Origin of the sequence: Vibrio ezurae NBRC 102218 (genome assembly GCF_000467185.1) — a bacterium.
GTDB lineage: Bacteria > Pseudomonadota > Gammaproteobacteria > Enterobacterales > Vibrionaceae > Vibrio > Vibrio ezurae.
Map to the genome: position 1 here is coordinate 71258 of NZ_BATM01000008.1, position 17748 is coordinate 89005.

General features: G+C 42.6%; 12 protein-coding genes and 1 tRNA gene. 11 read left to right on the forward strand and 2 right to left on the reverse strand.

Annotated elements, in window-relative coordinates:
* Positions 1 to 76 precede the first annotated feature (76 nt).
* Positions 77 to 1138: a quinolinate synthase NadA gene (gene nadA, locus VEZ01S_RS04090; RefSeq protein ID WP_021712741.1), complete on the forward strand. Its 1062-nt coding sequence runs from the start codon at positions 77 to 79 to the stop codon at positions 1136 to 1138.
* An 81-nt stretch (positions 1139 to 1219) separates the two neighbouring features.
* Here nadA and VEZ01S_RS04095 read toward each other — a convergent pair whose 3' ends face one another.
* Complete coding sequence (locus tag VEZ01S_RS04095) at positions 1220 to 1819, reverse strand: UPF0149 family protein (protein WP_021712742.1); 600 nt, start codon at positions 1817 to 1819, stop codon at positions 1220 to 1222.
* 187 nt (positions 1820 to 2006) lie between these two features.
* Between VEZ01S_RS04095 and VEZ01S_RS04100 the strand changes: the two genes are divergently transcribed.
* Positions 2007 to 2094, forward strand: a tRNA-Ser gene (locus tag VEZ01S_RS04100).
* Between the two features lie 625 nt (positions 2095 to 2719).
* Here the strand turns inward: VEZ01S_RS04100 and VEZ01S_RS04105 are convergent.
* Positions 2720 to 3580 (reverse strand): helix-turn-helix transcriptional regulator, encoded by an 861-nt coding sequence (locus tag VEZ01S_RS04105; protein WP_040890094.1) that lies wholly within the window; start codon positions 3578 to 3580, stop codon positions 2720 to 2722.
* Positions 3581 to 3700: 120 nt separating this feature from the next.
* Between VEZ01S_RS04105 and VEZ01S_RS04110 the strand changes: the two genes are divergently transcribed.
* The 9 genes from VEZ01S_RS04110 (at position 3701) to VEZ01S_RS04150 (ending at position 17740) form a co-directional block, all read left to right on the forward strand.
* Positions 3701 to 4492: a hypothetical protein gene (locus VEZ01S_RS04110; protein ID WP_040890097.1), complete on the forward strand. Its 792-nt coding sequence runs from the start codon at positions 3701 to 3703 to the stop codon at positions 4490 to 4492.
* Complete coding sequence (locus tag VEZ01S_RS04115; RefSeq protein ID WP_021712746.1) at positions 4485 to 7424, forward strand: hypothetical protein; 2940 nt, start codon at positions 4485 to 4487, stop codon at positions 7422 to 7424. The genes VEZ01S_RS04110 and VEZ01S_RS04115 overlap by 8 nt, the downstream gene beginning before the upstream one ends.
* The gene (locus tag VEZ01S_RS04120) at positions 7417 to 8829 is read left to right on the forward strand and encodes a hypothetical protein (RefSeq protein ID WP_040890099.1); all 1413 of its coding nucleotides are present in this window, start codon (positions 7417 to 7419) and stop codon (positions 8827 to 8829) included. The genes VEZ01S_RS04115 and VEZ01S_RS04120 overlap by 8 nt, the downstream gene beginning before the upstream one ends.
* Complete coding sequence (locus tag VEZ01S_RS04125; RefSeq protein ID WP_021712748.1) at positions 8826 to 9392, forward strand: condensin complex protein MksE; 567 nt, start codon at positions 8826 to 8828, stop codon at positions 9390 to 9392. The genes VEZ01S_RS04120 and VEZ01S_RS04125 overlap by 4 nt, the downstream gene beginning before the upstream one ends.
* Positions 9393 to 9536: 144 nt before the next feature.
* Positions 9537 to 12998: a type I restriction-modification system endonuclease gene (hsdR, locus tag VEZ01S_RS04130; protein WP_021712749.1), complete on the forward strand. Its 3462-nt coding sequence runs from the start codon at positions 9537 to 9539 to the stop codon at positions 12996 to 12998.
* A gap of 30 nt (positions 12999 to 13028) precedes the next feature.
* The gene (locus VEZ01S_RS04135) at positions 13029 to 14519 is read left to right on the forward strand and encodes a class I SAM-dependent DNA methyltransferase (RefSeq protein WP_021712750.1); all 1491 of its coding nucleotides are present in this window, start codon (positions 13029 to 13031) and stop codon (positions 14517 to 14519) included.
* Positions 14516 to 15856: a restriction endonuclease subunit S gene (locus tag VEZ01S_RS04140; RefSeq protein ID WP_021712751.1), complete on the forward strand. Its 1341-nt coding sequence runs from the start codon at positions 14516 to 14518 to the stop codon at positions 15854 to 15856. The genes VEZ01S_RS04135 and VEZ01S_RS04140 overlap by 4 nt, the downstream gene beginning before the upstream one ends.
* A gap of 7 nt (positions 15857 to 15863) precedes the next feature.
* Positions 15864 to 17030, forward strand: coding sequence for an AAA family ATPase (locus VEZ01S_RS04145; RefSeq protein ID WP_021712752.1), 1167 nt, complete (start codon positions 15864 to 15866; stop codon positions 17028 to 17030).
* A 14-nt stretch (positions 17031 to 17044) separates the two neighbouring features.
* Complete coding sequence (locus VEZ01S_RS04150; protein ID WP_021712753.1) at positions 17045 to 17740, forward strand: hypothetical protein; 696 nt, start codon at positions 17045 to 17047, stop codon at positions 17738 to 17740.
* Positions 17741 to 17748: the final 8 nt, after the last annotated feature.

Below are 17748 nucleotides of genomic sequence, written 5' to 3' on the forward strand. Positions count from 1 at the left end.
GCTTTTTTGCTTTTGGCAACCAGCGTCAAAGCAGTGTACAATGCTCTAAGTTAAAGGAAGTTGCCCGAGCATTGCAATGAGCCAAATATTAGAAACAGCACCAACAATATACCCATTCCCTCCGAAACCTGTTCCATTGAGCAATGATCAAAAACAGGCGTACAAGGAGAGCATCAAAACCCTTCTTAAACAAAAAGATGCGGTATTGATTGCCCATTATTACACCGATCCAGAGATCCAAGCTCTAGCAGAAGAAACCGGCGGTTTTGTCGGCGATTCTCTAGAAATGGCAAAGTTTGGTAATCGTCATTCTGCAAAAACTTTGATTATTGCAGGTGTGCGCTTCATGGGGGAGTCAGCTAAGATCCTAACCCCAGAAAAGACCATTCTAATGCCAACACTTGAAGCCGAGTGTTCGCTCGATCTAGGGTGTCCGGAAGAAGAGTTTAGTCAATTTTGCGATCAGCACCCAGATCATACGGTAGTGGTTTACGCTAATACCTCTGCGGCCGTGAAGGCCCGCGCTGATTGGGTTGTCACGTCCAGCATCGCCCTTGAAATCGTCGAGCACCTAGACGCAGAAGGTACGCCTATTATTTGGGGACCAGACCGTCATTTAGGTTCATACATTGCCAATCAAACCGGCGCTGAAATGCTGCTGTGGAATGGTGAATGTGTGGTTCACGATGAGTTTTCTGCGAAAGCACTAAAAGACATGAAAGCGGTGTACTCTGATGCGGCTATCTTAGTTCACCCTGAGTCACCAGCCAGTGTCGTCGCGCTTGCCGATGCCGTAGGCTCAACCAGCCAGCTGATTAAAGCTGCGAAAGAGCTTCCGCAAAAGCAATTGATTGTTGCCACTGATAAAGGCATTTTCTTCAAAATGCAGCAACTGGTGCCAGAGAAAGAGCTGATTGAGGCACCCACCGCAGGCGCAGGCGCAACCTGTCGTAGCTGTGCGCATTGTCCTTGGATGGCAATGAACGGCCTTAAAGCCATTGAATCCGCACTGAAAAGTGGCGGGGCAGAGCACGAAATCTTTGTGGATGAAAACGTACGCGTTAAATCACTGATTCCGCTAAATCGTATGTTAGATTTTGCCGAGCAGCTGAACATTAAAGTGAAAGGTAACGCTTAAGCCATCTTGAGCGTTTATCGACAGCAAATAAAAACCTCGACGCACAGCGCCGAGGTTTTTTATTTATATAGTGTTTAAAGACTATTGCTCTGAAGCTAATATCGCGCCACGCTGAGTGAGTCCACATAACATCATAGGTACGGCATTAAAGATCTCGACAAACTGATCTAAGCCGTTCATACCTTCTTCTGACAAGGTAGCAAGTGAAGTCTCTGGATCATAAAGCATGCTAATAGAAAGCAACACACCGCCCAGCAAGGCATTGTCTTGGCTATTTTCAGGCATCAGTGTTTGCCAATCATCTTGCGCCAACTGCCAGCCTTGTAGCAGACCTTCACAAAATTCTTTAGTCGCTTCAGTCACAATCTCTTGATCGTTTAAGCCACATTCAATCGGCCACTGCCAAGTGTCCTCAAAAAGAGCAGGACGGGTCGCATTCCAAGAACCCACTACCGCTTCTAAATAAGCCTCTAACTGCTCACCATCAGTGAAAGGGGCCGTTTCTTCCCCTCCCCATAGATAAGCAACCCATTGAGATGGGTCAAGGACATTAGGGGCAGCCGCAACAGCCGTAATAAACCCAAGAGTTTGATGATAAGGGAGGAGGCGGTCTTCCAGCTCAGGTTGAGCAATAATTTGTGCTAAATCCAAAATATTTGTCCAAATAAAGGTTTTGCCCATTATATCAACCCTTAGCCCCCAACTGTAATGCAAATTAGTCGCAAAAGCGTCAATTTCCAACGAACTAGACAATAATTGCGCAAACAAACCAAAACAAAGTAAAAACCGCCCAAATCTACTTGACCAACCGCCCACAAATCATTAAATTAGCGCCTCGTTGACAGACACTGTCAACCTAATCAAATTCGGTGAGTTGTCCGAGTGGCTGAAGGAGCACGCCTGGAAAGTGTGTATACGGCAACGTATCGAGAGTTCGAATCTCTCACTCACCGCCACATTAGAAACCCTTGCTTCGGCGAGGGTTTTGTCGTTTTAGGGCTATCTGTTCCTTAAACACGGACACAGACACAATGTATCTAATCAAGTCTAACTATGGCATCTATTACTTTAGATTTACTGTTAGAGCCAACGGTATACAGCACCAACCTAAGTTATCTTTAAGAACCAAGTGTAAGCGCAAAGCTAGATACCATTCGGCTATCTTGTCTAATGCTATCTATAATCTACCTAGAAACACTGTAGATGCTATTAAAGCTACCTACTCAGAACAAGGCAGGGGATACTCAAGTTTCATCAAGAGTACTTATCTTGTTATAGGTCTTACATTAAATACTTCACCACATTAGATAAGAACATCAACATTTTGAGAGTTGTGCAAAAAGCGATAAACAGAGAGAGCGTAACAAAGCGATTGCTTGGGCGTAATACTTGCGTCTCAAGACTCGATGGATTCGAGATGATTATTTCAATGATCAGAAAATGCTATTGAGTTCGGGTACCATATGTTTTCTAGGATTAATGCAAAATATGCGATTATTTGCCATAGTGCTGCTGCTGTGGCAACACTGTGCTTTTTGTAGTCAACGCTTTAGCTAACTGAAGCGTAAAGCAAAAGCCTCTTCAGAAAAACAAATATGGCTTCAGCTCTTCAAAATTCCCTAAGATGATCTGTTGTCCTTTGGGGTTCGAATTCAACATATTAATATCGATGTTATAAGCATCAAGAACATAGCGAACTAATGCTGCGTTCGTCGGTATTGCCAGGATTCCTTTTTCCATACCATAGTCGTGTGCAATCACTTTGGCTTGGGCTTCGGTCAATCTTGAGTCGGGGATTAACTTAATAGATAGATGAGTATTCCAAAGCCTATCTTGTTCTTTCCCTTTTGTTTTTTTTGTCTCGAGAGTTGGAATACCTCGAATTCGGCTCAGCACAAAATCACGATAACCTTTTGCATGTTCACAGTAAGCCCGAATATGCCAGCGTAGAGGTGTGCAAACGAGGGTATGAGGAGAGATAATCCGCTCAACTTGAATACCGTCTTTGAGAGATGTGTAGCTTATGTCGACACGTTTTTTCTCTCTGATAGCTTGAACTAATGGACGCAAGACTTGTGGTGATATATTGCGAGTCACAGGGCGGATCATTGAAACATTCTCAAATCCCATATCGAGTTCTTTAAATGTGATGGTCATATCTTCACTTCTTGAAAGAATGTGCAAATATTCATCAGCATGACCGCTTGTTACTTGTGGGATAAAGCTATCACTGGGCTTGTAGCCTTTGAGCTGCTTATCATAAACAAGATTTCCTGGAGCGATGTCGGTTAGATAGGTGTTGATGTCTTTCGAAGCTTGCTGTCTGCCAATACCAAAGCTCTGAATCAAATGGTTGGTAGTGAGTCGCCCTTCCCATAATGCAATGATTTCTATCATTCGGTAGCGGAACAGCAGATCCCAACGTATTGGCCATTTGCTCATCATCTAATTCCTGTCTAGTTATGCGACGTGTGTATGCAATCAGTATTTACCTGTCGTTATTGACGTCATATTATTGAATTTGCTGTAGCTAAGTCAATGAAAGGATTTGGACATACTGAAATGAAACTTAACCGATATCTCAATAAAATCTCACAGGGCGGTATGATCAACTTAGAGCACTTCCTCAAGTCTTTGCCATTCTCGGACATCAATGAATGGCGGAAAATTTATCGTGCAACTCGTTTTAAGAATGGCTATCAAATGGAGATACTCGATGAAGAACGGCATCACGCACTCTTTGAGCCGGAGGTAAGCAATAGAGTCGAAGCATCAAACTTGGGTCGTTCACATGATTTCCCAAGTAATTTCGCTCATGTCCTAGTTTTGAACCTCTCCACTAAATCGCAGATCCCTTTTGTTGTTGTATCGGATAGCAACGGTTACAAAACCCATGGAAAGCTCATTGGCAAACGAGCAGTTCTTATTGAAAATATAGAGAACTTCTATCGATATCGAGAGTTCCTAGAGTTAATCGGCCATTCTTTGTTGGCGGAAAACTCAGACATCATTTTTGGTGCAGGAAATCAAATATGCGACTATCTGAACAGACCATTTTTATCTACTTATGATGAGATCTATTGTGCTCAAGACGTTGAATTGGGCGGGCTAACTGTGTATGGAACTCTCAAAAAGTCATTTCCTCAATGTGAATGGCTTGCTCCAGTAGATTGGGACTTATTTCAAAACAAATTCAAACTCAAACCCAAAAACGCAGTTCACTTAGCTAAGGCGATAGAGCTGGCTCGAAATCTTGGCTTAGATTCAGAAGCCGATCTTATGAACAAAACTCGCCTATTCCTAGAGCAAGAGGCTCTATTACCCGAAATACGACAGGATTCCACTGATGTTTAACAATCCAATAGATAATCTTCTAATCAGTATATCGCGCTTGGTTGCAGTAGATTGTGCTGGCGTTGCAATTGCAGAAATTGACCTGCGTGAAGGCGGGATTCTTATTGGTGGAGGGAACATCGGTAAAACTTCCATTCTGAACGCCATTCGACTCTTTTTGCTGCCAGAGGAGAACTTTAAAGATTCAAAAAATAAGTTTGGATTTTCAGATAAAGAAGGCAACTTTTACTCCAATGATGAGTGCTTTGAGCATTACTTCCCTAGTAGCACCAGCTTCCTGATTTTGGAATGTGACAACTACCTCGGCGGGCCAATGCCTCATTGTCAGATACTCTATCGTGGTAACTCGGATAAGCTCGATTATCGCCGTATGTTTACGTCCCTTCGGTATGCGCAAATACGGCATATATTTTGGGATGACAACGTTGGGGATGATGGCATTGGTGGTCGAGTCGATGATTTATCACCCAGCAAAGTGCAGGCTTTTCTAAAGCGTGAGGATAAGCACTTTAAATCATTAGTACGCTCTTCCGCGATTAAGGAAGTGATCTATGCGAATCAACTACTCGATATCGATGCGATGCGTTTTTGTTTATTTCCTCTCAGCTCAACTAAGGATGCAGATGTCGATGCTTTTCGAGCACTCGTCCGCTTGCTATTTGATATGAAAACGGGGTCGGACACGGTTCGCTTGGCTGTGGCCAATATCATTGAATCGAGAAAGAAGGAGCGCAAAGACGAACTCAATTTTGATATTGATGCTTTTATTAATCATAACGACATGTTGTCAAGTCGCGAGCTAATACTTAAAAAAATTGAAAGCCTAAGACCTGAGTACGAAAAGCTAGCCGTCAGTCATCAGCAATTAGTGAGCAATAAAAATGCTGAAGATGCGCTGATGCAGTACGCTATGATGCTTGACAGCCGAATCAATCAAGAAAACCAAATTCTTGAGCAAGAAGAGATACAGTTAACGTTACAGAAAGGAAAAGTACAGTCGGCTAAAAAAGTGTGTGATGACACTGTCGATAAACAAAAGACACTGAAAGGTGAGGTTAAAGTACTCGTTCGTCAGCAGAAAAAGCTCAATGAGATTGTGCAAGAGACGGATCTTATCCTTAACATCTACGATAAAAGTGAGACGATAGACGACATTATATCAGGCCACCGTGAACACCTGGATGATAAAAAGGAAGCGTTAAGATTAAAGGAAGATGCAGAGGCTCTACAAACTGAATTGGAAACCCTCAAGCAAGAAATTTCCAACCTTAGCGAGACTGAAGCTCGCTATAAAGCCTCGGTCAATGCTCAACAATTTAAACTGTTTAACCAGTTACCTGAAAGTGTTTGGATGAAGTTAGCAGCGGTTAATGAGGAGTTGGCGGAGGCTAACCCCGCAAGAGTGTTATCCTCATCAGAGAGGCAGGCAATTGAGTCATTTACCGATTTATTAGAAGAAAAACAGCAGCACTACGCACTTTGGGACTTAACATTAGGGTCTATCTCAAGCACAAATCGAGAGTCTGACCAAACGCGATTATCTAAAGTACAAGAGGCCTTAGAGCAAAAACGCAAGCGAGTTACAGAACTCAGTGTAATGGGTAATCAATCCCGCATTGAGCGAATTAAAGAAATTACGGCGCTTAAAACGGAAATCAAACGTACTGAAAATGAAATCAACTTGCTAAAAGCATATACAAACAATGCAGATCTGTTTCAAGAGACTAATAAAGAACTAGCGGAAGCCGAAGAAGTGCGTGAGTCGCTACAAAAACAGTTCGATGCACAAAATGATCTGTGGGTACAAGAAAAGCAGTCGTTTGACGAACAAACTCACAAATTAGCCGAAAAAAAAGAACAAGTAGAAAAATTAACCGGACGCAGCATTAGGGTCAAAGCGGAACTTCAGGCGCATCATCTGCCAGTCAGTGATTTCGCAGTTTTACCCGTTCAAACCCTCGACCTTTCGGAAGAAACACTACGAGATCGAATAGATGCTTTGCACAAAAAGCGTCAATCAAAGACCGAAATTACCGAAAAAATCCAAGGTTTTGTCAGAGAGCAAGTGCTAGAAAGTGACGATAAGTTGATGCTCTCTCACCTAGATGATGAGCTTCTAGAGCACGCATTTCAGCAACTCCAAACTCGCTATCAAGGCTTAGATGATGAGTTTGATATTCTGCGTAAAAATTTTGTTGAACATAAGCACACTGTTCACGCCATCATCAATGAATTAAAAAATAATCGAGAATTAGTTTTCCAGTTTGAACAGAATATTAACCGTGCGTTTGAAGGATTAGAGATCAATGATTTGTCACAGGTTGAAGCCAAAATCAAGGTTGAGGCGCGATTTGATGACCTAGTGAGGGAAATCGAGTTTTTTGATTCGCACTCAGATCAAAAAGCCTCGGAGCAGTTTATTGACCGCCTCAAAGCTTTTAGCAAAAAGTTTTTCCCAGAAGGCAAAGCCGCGCTGCTGACCATGGAGCAGATTGTCTCTGGCATTAGCTATAGAGTTAAAAAGCGTGGTCAAAATGGTTGGGAGAGCAAATCACAGTCCACCTCTACTATCATGCTGATCAATATCAAGCTGGTGGAAATTTTGTTGAGCCGATTAAGAAATAGCGCTTGTGCAACCCAATTTCCACTAGTGATAGATGAAGGTGCTTCGGTGGATAGTTCACAATTTGATTGGCTGTTGCCAAATATGAAAAAAGCAGGCTTCCGAGTTTTAAGTGCTTCGACTAACTCGGCATCCAGTGAGATCATCTTTAAGTTTGGTCAACATTTCCGTTTGGATTCGATGCGCACTTCAAAACCCTACGATGAAGCTCGAACCATTGCTTATACAGGCATACCAGAAAGCTTTGTGATAAAAGGAAGTGCGCTGGATAGAGAGCAACTCGATATTTGGGGAGAGGCTGATGAGTGATAAAAGGCTACTGACCATCCCCACGTTTGCAATTATGCTTGAACATCACACCATAATGAGGGACGTGATTCGGACAATGGATGAGGGAGGGGAGCCTTATGTAAGAGAAGCGACCTTCATCTCTAGATTACACCGATACATACAAGGGCAAAGCAAAGACAAACAAAAGCAATTACGTACTGCCTTTTCTACCGATAACTTGTTAGCGGCCCATATCTTAGTCGACAAAGATGAGTTCGGTGGTGAAAGTCGCTTGATCTTTGATCGAGCCGTGATTGGGGTATTTCGTCTGTTTGATCGCAGCCTATTTCAAGACCTTACCGATGTAGCACTTAAAATCCAGCTCGGTGGTATACGTATACTCTTAGAAAAGCTGCAATCGGGTTCGATGCTCTATAGCGATAGTGACTTAGATTTCAAGGAGTTAATTGACGAATTATTTCATCAATTGAGTGAGCTGCTTAACAGCATCCGCTTGAATTTGGTAAAAATGCAAACGATCAATCAGGAGCTCAGTGATGCGAGTGAACTTGCTGCCAAATCGGATAACCCACAAGTGTTCTCACTCCTCCAGCAAGAGTCGATAGAAAAAATATCGCTATTGTTATCGAGGCACATACTGCCCACGCGACAATTTTTGGATGAGAAAAGTCGCTTGAAAGATGGTCCGAACTTGTTTGAATGTTTGCAAAGTTTACGCAGTCAGTTTGAGCGCCATCAAGATCACCCACGGGCGAACGCGATGTTGAGATATGAGGTGAGTTTTAACAGTTTTCACAAACAGATCAGTAAAGTATCGCATTCAGTCGATCAGTTTTTGGCACGATCTAAAAAACGCCTCCAACAGTTTAATGCTATTGAAACGGCATTTGGTGATTTAGTCAAAGAGCTAGATGCAACAAAGCACAACCTAAAACGCAGCCAGATAGATGGGCAATTTGCCCGAGATAACGGCGCATTTATGGGCTTAATGCAACAAGCTAGGCCCAAAGTGCTTCGTATCAGCAGTTCAGAAGCCTACCTCAACAATGTAGTGAGTGATATAGATGCGCGAGTCGCGGATAAACGCCTGCTAGATCGAGGCCGTTATGTAGAGTTAGTTAGCACTAAAGATGATTCCACCGAACGAAGGCTCGCTCGCGCAGAGCAGATCTTTGAATTGGTGAAGCAGATGAAAATGGCCGAATATCAAGATCTCACGCTCTCACTTCATCGGCGCCTAAAAGAACATCTGGTTGATTATCATTTTGTTGATCTGTTGGAAGGGCTTAACTTCTTATTACGCAGTGAAGCGATGCTTGATGGACACATACTTAAAATGACTAATTTCCGCCAACGCATTGCCCAAAGCGACACTATTTATCTATACCGTAAAATTCGAACAGAGCGAGTAACTAATCTATGACGCCATTTTCTCAAATAAGCATGGTGAAAAGCCAGCAGATATACACGACATTCGTCAATGGTAAGGTTATCACTAAGCAAGCTTATGACCTTTACCAGCAACATTTTATTGAGAGCCCGCTTTATACCGAGCTTTACAATAATCTGGAGCACTTTACTCAGTTCTATCTGCACATTGGTTATAGCCTTAACTTTAACGTAGAAGGGGAGTTTTTCTATATTAGTCGCAGTGAGGCAGAAGAAGACGCAGACACTAATGCCACCAAAATCCAGGCCATGTTGCTGATTATTGCCCGTTACTGGGTAGACAAGGGCTTCGATTTAGATGATCTCACCACGCCAGTGATAGGACTCGGGCGCACAGCATTAGACGAGATTGCAGAGCAAACCATTTATGATGATATTCGCCAGGCGCTTGGAATAGAAACTTGGGATAAGGCCATCAACTACCTTGCGGATCGAAACTTCCTCTATCCTTGTGGTGATAAACATTACGTTCTAAGTTCAGCTGGAATGCATTTCTTGAACTTGCATGTTGAAAAATATTCACAAGAACAAGAGTAAAATAGTTTGTATCTATTGCTAGTCAATATTTGATTACTGACTGTTAGCTAACTCTATGAATTAACTAACAGTCTCAAAGGTAGTAAGATGCTAACTTAGTTGCATTTAAGGATTAACCAGCATTAGCGAGAAAGGAACTTTTGAGTGGAAAAAAGTAATTTTGAGTTTTTAAAGCATCATGACGAATTACTGTTTCGGTTAGCAAATCGTGCAGAGCAATGTTTTGTTCCTGATCCAAATACCACACTGGTTAAGATACGCCAACTGGGTGAAGCATTAGCGCAAAACGTAGCTGCACGCGTAGGTGTCCAATATGGCAAAGATGAAAACGGGCGAGATATCAGACAAGTCGACCTCTTACGTAATCTTGAGTATAAGTTGACCCTAGACCAGCGTATCAATGACTCTTTCCATACTATTAGAAAGCTTGGAAACACCGCTAATCATGACTTCACTTCGTCGAGCCACCGCGATGCCCTTAAAGCATTAGTGTTGGGCCATGCCCTTAGCGCCTGGTATCACACCCTATTTGGCGGGGCTCATGCCAAAGATTTTAAACCACAATCCTTTATAAAACCTGAAGACCCATCTGAGCATGTGCGTAAGTTAGAAGAAAAGCTACAAGCTTTAGAAGTTACCCAACAGCGAACCTCAGAGCGTCTGAAAGTTGCTGAACAGCTCAAACAAGTTGAAGCCGAAAAATCCGCAGCCTTGAAAAGCCGAGCCGAGCAAATGCAGGCAGAAAGCCAGCTTTGGGAGGAAGTGGCGACTGAGCATGAGGATAGGTTAACTCAATATCGTAAGAAGATGGACGAGGCTAATTTAATTTATTTGGCTGAATTCAACCAACAAGATAAACAAGCTCAAGCCAAAGTTATTGAGCTTGTTGAAAAGTCGCGTCTTGAATTAAATGAACAAGAGACGCGCGTGCTTATCGATGAACAACTTAATGATGCACAATGGACAACAGATACGGTTAACTTAAGGTATTCAAAAGGGGCAAGGCCTGTAGCTAACGAAAACCGTGCTATCTCTGAATGGCCAACTTCATCTGGGCCTGCGGACTATGTGTTGTTCTCAGGTCTAACGCCTGTTGCTGTGGTGGAAGCTAAAAAGAGCGCGAAGAACGTATATGGCGCAATTGATCAAGCTAAGCGTTATGCAAAAGGGCTATTAGAGAAAGGTGGGGTCACAATTGAAACGTCTTATGGAGAGTTTCAGGTCCCTATTGTTTTTGCCACTAATGGCCGCCCCTATTTAGAACAGTTAAAACAAGAAAGTGGTATCTGGTTTTTAGATGTACGCGACAGCACCAACCGACGTCGTGCCCTTAAAGGTTGGTACACACCGCAAGAAATCAAAACGTACTTAAGACAAACGCCACAACAGGCAGAGCAAGAACTTGATCAAATGGGCTTTGATTATGATTTGAAGCTGCGTGATTATCAGGTAGAAGCAATTAAATCAGTCGAAGCGGCTATTAAACAAGGCCAAACCAATGCACTGGTGGCAATGGCAACAGGAACAGGTAAAACCAAAACCTGTATTGCCTTGGTCTATCGCTTACTAAAAGCTGAACGTTTTCGCCGTATTCTGTTTCTAGTTGATCGCTCAGCCCTAGGGGTACAAGCCACTACTGATTTTGGTGAAGTGCGTCTAGAAAACCTCAATACCTTCGCCGACACCTTTGATGTGATTGGTATGGAAGCAGACAAATCACCCATTGCCAAACCCGAAGATGACACCAAGGTTCATGTCGCCACGGTGCAAGGCCTAGTGAAACGTATCTTGTACCCAAATGACGATGATACCAAGCCAGGGGTCGGTCAGTACGACTGTATCGTTGTCGATGAATGTCACCGTGGTTACCTACTTGATAGGATACTAAGTGATACCGAATTAGAGTTTCGCGACCAAAAGGATTACCAGTCTAAGTATCGCGCCGTTTTAGAATATTTTGATGCCTTCAAGATAGGCTTAACTGCCACGCCAGCGTTGCATACCGTCGATATCTTCGGTGAGCCTATCTTTAGCTACAGCTATACCGAAGCCGTTTTAGATGGTTACTTAAACGATCACCTTCCTCCGGTTCGCATTCACACCAAGCTCGCTGAGCAGGGCATTCACTACGATATCAACGAAGAGGTACAAGCCTACAACGTTGAAGACAACACAGTAGAGAAATACAACACACCCGATGAACTCGATTTCGATGTATCGCAGTTTAACAAGAAAGTGGTGAGCCCAAACTTCACCAAAGTCGTGACCAAATGGTTAATCGAAAGTGATGCCATTAGCCCTTATTCAGAAGCGAAAACCTTAATCTTCTGTGTCACCGACAAACATGCCGATCAGGTAGTCGAGGCACTAAAAGAAGCGTGTGAACATTATCATGGTGAAGTGGAAGATGATGCGATTCAGAAAATCACTGGAGCCAGTGATAAACCGCTAGAAAAAATCCGCCTGTTTAAGAATGATCGCCTGCCCAATATAGCGGTTACGGTTGACTTGTTAACGACAGGTGTCGATGTACCAAGAATTTGTAATCTGGTTTTTTTACGCCGAGTAAATAGTCGAATTCTATTTGAACAGATGCTTGGCCGTGCAACCCGCTTGTGTGACGAAATTGGTAAAGGGCCGTTTAAAATCTACGATGCGGTAGACATCTATACCCAGTTAGAAGACGTCAACAGCATGAAGCCTGTCGTCACCAACGTGAATGTAACTTTTACTGAGCTTGAGAACGAGATGAAGCACGTGGATGAAGACGAACTTCAAACGCTCGCCAAGAATCAGTTCATCGCTAAACTGCAAGTGAAACGCCGACACTTGACTGACACCCAGCGCGATAACTTTGAAACTATCGTTGGGCAATCACCAGAAGACTTTATTCAAGATTTAAAGAACCGACCGTTAAATGAAGTAGCCAAATGGTTTACCAATCACCCAGGTTTAGGTGAATTGCTTGATGCCAAAGTCACAGGTGGAGGAAACCGTCCACCTGTGATCATTTCAGATCATGATGATGAAGTGACGGGCGTTACTACTGGTTACGGCGATGGCCAAAAACCTGCCGATTATCTGCAAGCGTTTAGCGACTTTGTTAAAGCCAACAGCAACCGATTGATTGCTATTCAAACAGTCGTGCAAAAACCTTGGGAATTAACCAGAAAAAGCCTGAAAGAATTGGCGTTAGAGCTTGAAAAGAACCGCTTTAGAGAACAAGATCTGCAAGTTGCATGGAACGAAGTGAAAAATGAAGAAATTGCCGCCAGAATCATTGGTTTTATTCGTCAAGCCGCATTGGGTGAAGCTCTTATTCCATTTGATCAACGTGTCGATAAAGCATTAGCCACCATGTTAGCTAGCCAGCAATGGAAGACACCACAAAAGCAGTGGTTAGAGCTTATTGCCAAGCAAATGAAGGCCACCACCATTGTAGATCTTCCCGCGTTAGACCAAGGTATTTTTAAGCAGCAACAAGGTGGCATTAAACGCGCCAACAAACTTTTTGAACAGCCTATAGAGGATGTTCTACTTCAATTTAACAAAGCACTTTGGCTAGCCCCTCAATCGGAAGCGCCGCAGCAAGCAAAAACAGCCTAGTGCTGTGAAACCCAGAAAGGTATTGTATTAATGAGCACTCAAGATCTCGTCGCCAAACTTTGGAATTTATGTAACTTACTGCGCGACGACGGCGTGACCTATCACGAATACCTTAATGAGTTAACCTACCTGGTTTTCTTAAAGATGGTTGATGAAACAGGTCAAGACGAATTGTTACCAGAAGGCTACCGATGGGAAAACCTAGAAGCATATAACTCTGCTACTCGATTAGAAGAGTACAAATTGTTACTGCTGCATTTAGGTTCAAATGGTTCATTGATCACTAAAGCTATCTTTACTGATGCCAGCACAGTTATTCGCAAGCCAGCCACACTGAACAAGCTGGTGGTTGAAATTGATAAGCTTGATTGGTACAGCGCCAAAACCGAAGGGTTGGGCGATATGTACGAAGGCTTGCTAGAAATCAACGCAGGTGAGAAGAAATCAGGTGCAGGGCAGTACTTTACGCCGCGTGTACTGATCGACGTGATGGTAGAGTTAATGAAGCCAAGCTTAGATGATGTGATTGTTGATCCAACCGCAGGTACAGGCGGCTTTTTAATCAGTGCGCACAATTACCTAAAAGAGAACAATGATATTGAATCGTTAGATACTCTGCCATACGATAAATATCAACATGATACTTTCTTTGGTATGGAATTGGTGCCAGACACTCGTCGTCTAGCCATGATGAATCTGATGTTACATGACCTAGCTGTTGATGATGAAAACTCAGGCATTCTATTTGGTGATACTTTATCTAATGAAGGTAAAGCACTACCTCCCGCCAGCCTCATTTTAGCCAACCCACCGTTTGGGACTAAACAAGGTGGTGGAGTTCCGACTCGTGATGATTTGGTACATTACACCAGTAACAAACAGCTAGCATTCTTGCACCTGATGTATCACAAAATGCTTAAGCCAGGTGGCCGTGCCGCAGTGGTATTGCCAGATAACGTTTTGTTTGAAGGCTCTACCGGGCAAACCATTCGTAAAGACTTGATGGAGAAGTGTAACCTACACACCATCCTACGTTTACCAACGGGTATTTTCTACGCCGCAGGGGTGAAAACCAATGTGCTGTTTTTCTCTAAACCTGAAGATGTAAAACAAGACAAAGGCCAAACTAAAAATGTCTGGGTATATGACTTGCGTTCAAACATGCCTAAATTTGGTAAACGTACCCTACTGACTAAAAAGCACTTCGAAGAGTTTTATCAGGCGGTCGGCAGTGATTTAACTCAGGTTGATGAAAAGGCTCGCCAAGCATTCATTAGCAACCACAAAGATGATACTGATGGTTGTCGTCTGCGTTGTTTTAGCCGTGATGCTATTAAAACCAAAGATGAGTCACTTGACTTAAGCTGGATTCGTGATGAAAACAATGAAGATGCCTCAAAGCTGCCCGCGCCAGATGTGTTGATTAATGAGGCCTTACTTGAAATGGCAGGCGCAATGGAAGAGCTAAAAGCGATTTTGGTGGATCTAGATTCAGCGGAAAGTGATGAGGTGGCTTCGTGAGTGAGTTGCCGAAAGGGTGGGAACTAATTACGCTTAAAGAAGAGTGTACGTCGGTAAAGGGAAAAAAACCCAAGTCATTGGAAATAGAACAGAGAGACTCTTTGGTACCTTATGTCGATATTAAGGCGTTTGAAAAAGGAATCTTTGCAAAGTTTGCTGAAGCGAATAGCGGAGTGTTAGCTCAGGAAAACGATACATTGATGGTCTGGGATGGCGCTAGATCTGGTTTGGTAGGGAATGGTGTCAAAGGGGTTGTAGGGTCGACGTTAGCTAAAATAACACCGAATTATTCACATAGGTGTTATCTTCACTATTTTTTGAAGTCGAAATTTGATCACATTAATACAAAAACTAAAGGGACAGGAATTCCTCATGTGGATCCTGCTGTCTTGTGGAGTATTTCTTACCCTCTAGCACCACTAAACGAACAAATCCGCATTGCCAACAAGCTAGATTATATTCTTGCTATGGTCGATAAAGCCCAAGCGCGTTTAGACAAAATTCCAGCGATCCTAAAACGTTTCCGCCAATCGGTATTGGCTGCCGCAACGTCTGGGGAGTTGACTCATTCGAGTGTGGCGACAAAAGAGTGGAAGATTGTCAAGCTAATAGATCTTGTTGAAAATAAACCAAGAAATGGTAAATCACCAAAAGGGGTTGATTTTGATACTGGCGTTAAGAATTTAACGTTGTCGGCTATTACTCCGGGTTATTTTGTTGAAAATAAATATAAATTTGTCGATCTTGATGTTCCTACTGGTTCCCATTTATGGCTAAAGAATCAAGATATCTTGATTCAAAGAGCTAACTCAATCGAATATGTTGGGGTAAGTGCTTTATATGAAGGTGAAGATGATCAATATATCTATCCTGACTTGATTATGAAATGCAGAGCTAATGAGCGAGTGTTATCAAAATATTTATATTACGCTTTGTCATCAGAGCCTGTTAGAAAATACTTTAGAGATAATGCAACAGGTACTACTGGTAATATGCCGAAAATCAATCAGGCAGTAGTCTCTGCTGCACCAATCAATCTTCCGAAAATAGATGAACAAAAAATCATTGTTGATAAGGTTGAGAGTTTATTTAAGAAAGCCGACAAACTAGAACAACAATACCTAGTCGCGAAAGCTCGATTAGATCGCCTAACTCAATCTATTCTAGCCAAAGCCTTCCGAGGTGAGTTAGTACCACAAGATCCAAACGATGAACCAGCAGAACAACTGTTAGAGTGTATCTTGAAAGAACGTCTTTCTCAGCAACAAAAAGCAGATAAACCCAAGAAGACAGTTAAAAAACGTACAATCAAAACCAAAGTTGCAGACAAAGGGTAATACGGATATGAATCAATCACTCTCACTAGTCAATATCAAAGCCAATAACTTTAAGTCGCTGGTGGACTTTTCGCTGCCGTTTAGTAAGTTTAATTGTCTTGTGGGTTTAAACGGCTCGGGTAAATCGACGGTATTGCAGTTTATTGATTTCCTCTCACAGCAGATAAGTGGCGACATTGATGAGTGGTTGGATAGCCGTCAGTGGAGTGCTAGAGATCTTAATTCAACGTTAAGTAAGCAACTCAATATTAGCTTTACTGCTGAGCTGAGTTATCAAGGGAAGCCGGTTAAATGGACAGCAAGTTTTAATCGAACTGAGCTAAATTGTACTTCTGAGAAAATTACTTGGGGTGGAGAAACATTACTTGACGTTACTAGTGGTCGTTACTCCGTGCCAACGAAAGATATTTATGATGCCATTAATTTTGACTATCAAGGTTCTATTCTCTCTCAGCTAAAAGAAAAGCAATTGCCGAAAGAACTAGTGAAATTTAAAACTTTCTTCAATGAGCTTAATGCACTAGACATGCTTTCACCCGATATGCTTCGTGACCAACACATCAGTGGTAAAACACTTGGTGCGGGTGGCAAGATGCTGTCGAGCTTTATCAGTAATATGAAGAAAGAAGAGAAGTCGAACTTAGTTTCGACGCTTAAAGGCTTGTATCCAAATTTGATCAAGGTGGACGCTACGGTTCAAAAATCGGCAGGCACGGTTAAGCTTGAGATAGAAGAAAAGTTTGGCGAAAAAACCATCAAAACTGAAGCTAGGCATATTAACGATGGTTTGCTTCGCTTTATGGCTATTTTTGCTCAATTAACCAAAAAGCAAAGTGCTCTATTGCTTGATGAGATCGAAAATGGTGTGAATCCAGAGCTGATCGAAAAGCTGGTGGACAGCTTAGTGGCGGCAAACACCCAAGTCATTGTTACCACTCATAGCCCAATGATTCTTAACTACATGGAAGATGACGTCGCTAAAACAGGTGTTGTTTATCTGTATAAGAATAAAACAGGTGCAACTCAAGCGATTCGACTGTTTGACATCCCCTCTATGCAACGCAAGTTGAAGTTCATGGGGCCTGGTGAAGCTTACGAAGATACAATGCTTGAGAACCTAGCCTCTGAAATTGCCATATTAGAACACGCAATTGTCGAAGATACTGACAGCTAATAGGAGCATAAAGCATGTATTTAGTTGTCAGCGGTGAAGGTGAAACAGACATCGGAAAAAGCAATGAGGCCATAGGGCCACTGAGTAAACTGATTGATAAGTATATTGAGCCTTATTCGGGGTTTTCATTACTAGAATCAGAAATGCTCGAAGTTGTTCATGAAGCAAGAATTACTGAAATCTCTCGAGATAGAAGTATCATCAAACCCTTATCAAGGCGCGGTAAAAAGACTTTACATGAAACTCGTGAGTTTTACAGTGCTGCCCGTGCTCTAGCCTATGTAGCACAGATCGCGGATATCCAGCCAAGCCTAGCGGTTTTATTCCATGATTCAGACAGCAATAGATGGCCTGATTACAATTCCAAACGCCTTTCGATGAAACATGGCTTTGAAGCTCAGGGCTTTGACAATGGTATCCCTTTTATTGCTCAGCCTAAATCAGAAGCCTGGCTTTTATGTGCGCTGAAAAACGGCTATAGAAATTGTACAGCTCTTGAAGAGCGTTCTGGTAACGATAATTCACCTAATTCTTTAAAAGGTGAGTTGGAAGCTCATTTAGGTGAACCAGCTACTCGAGTTAAACTCAATGAGCTAGTAGATGAAGGCAATATCTATCTTGCTCAAATCACAGATATGCAGTCGATGACCGATTTCCAAGAGTCGATGAAAGAAGTACTAAGGCGCATGTTGGGTAAGCCGATCGAATAGATACGCCA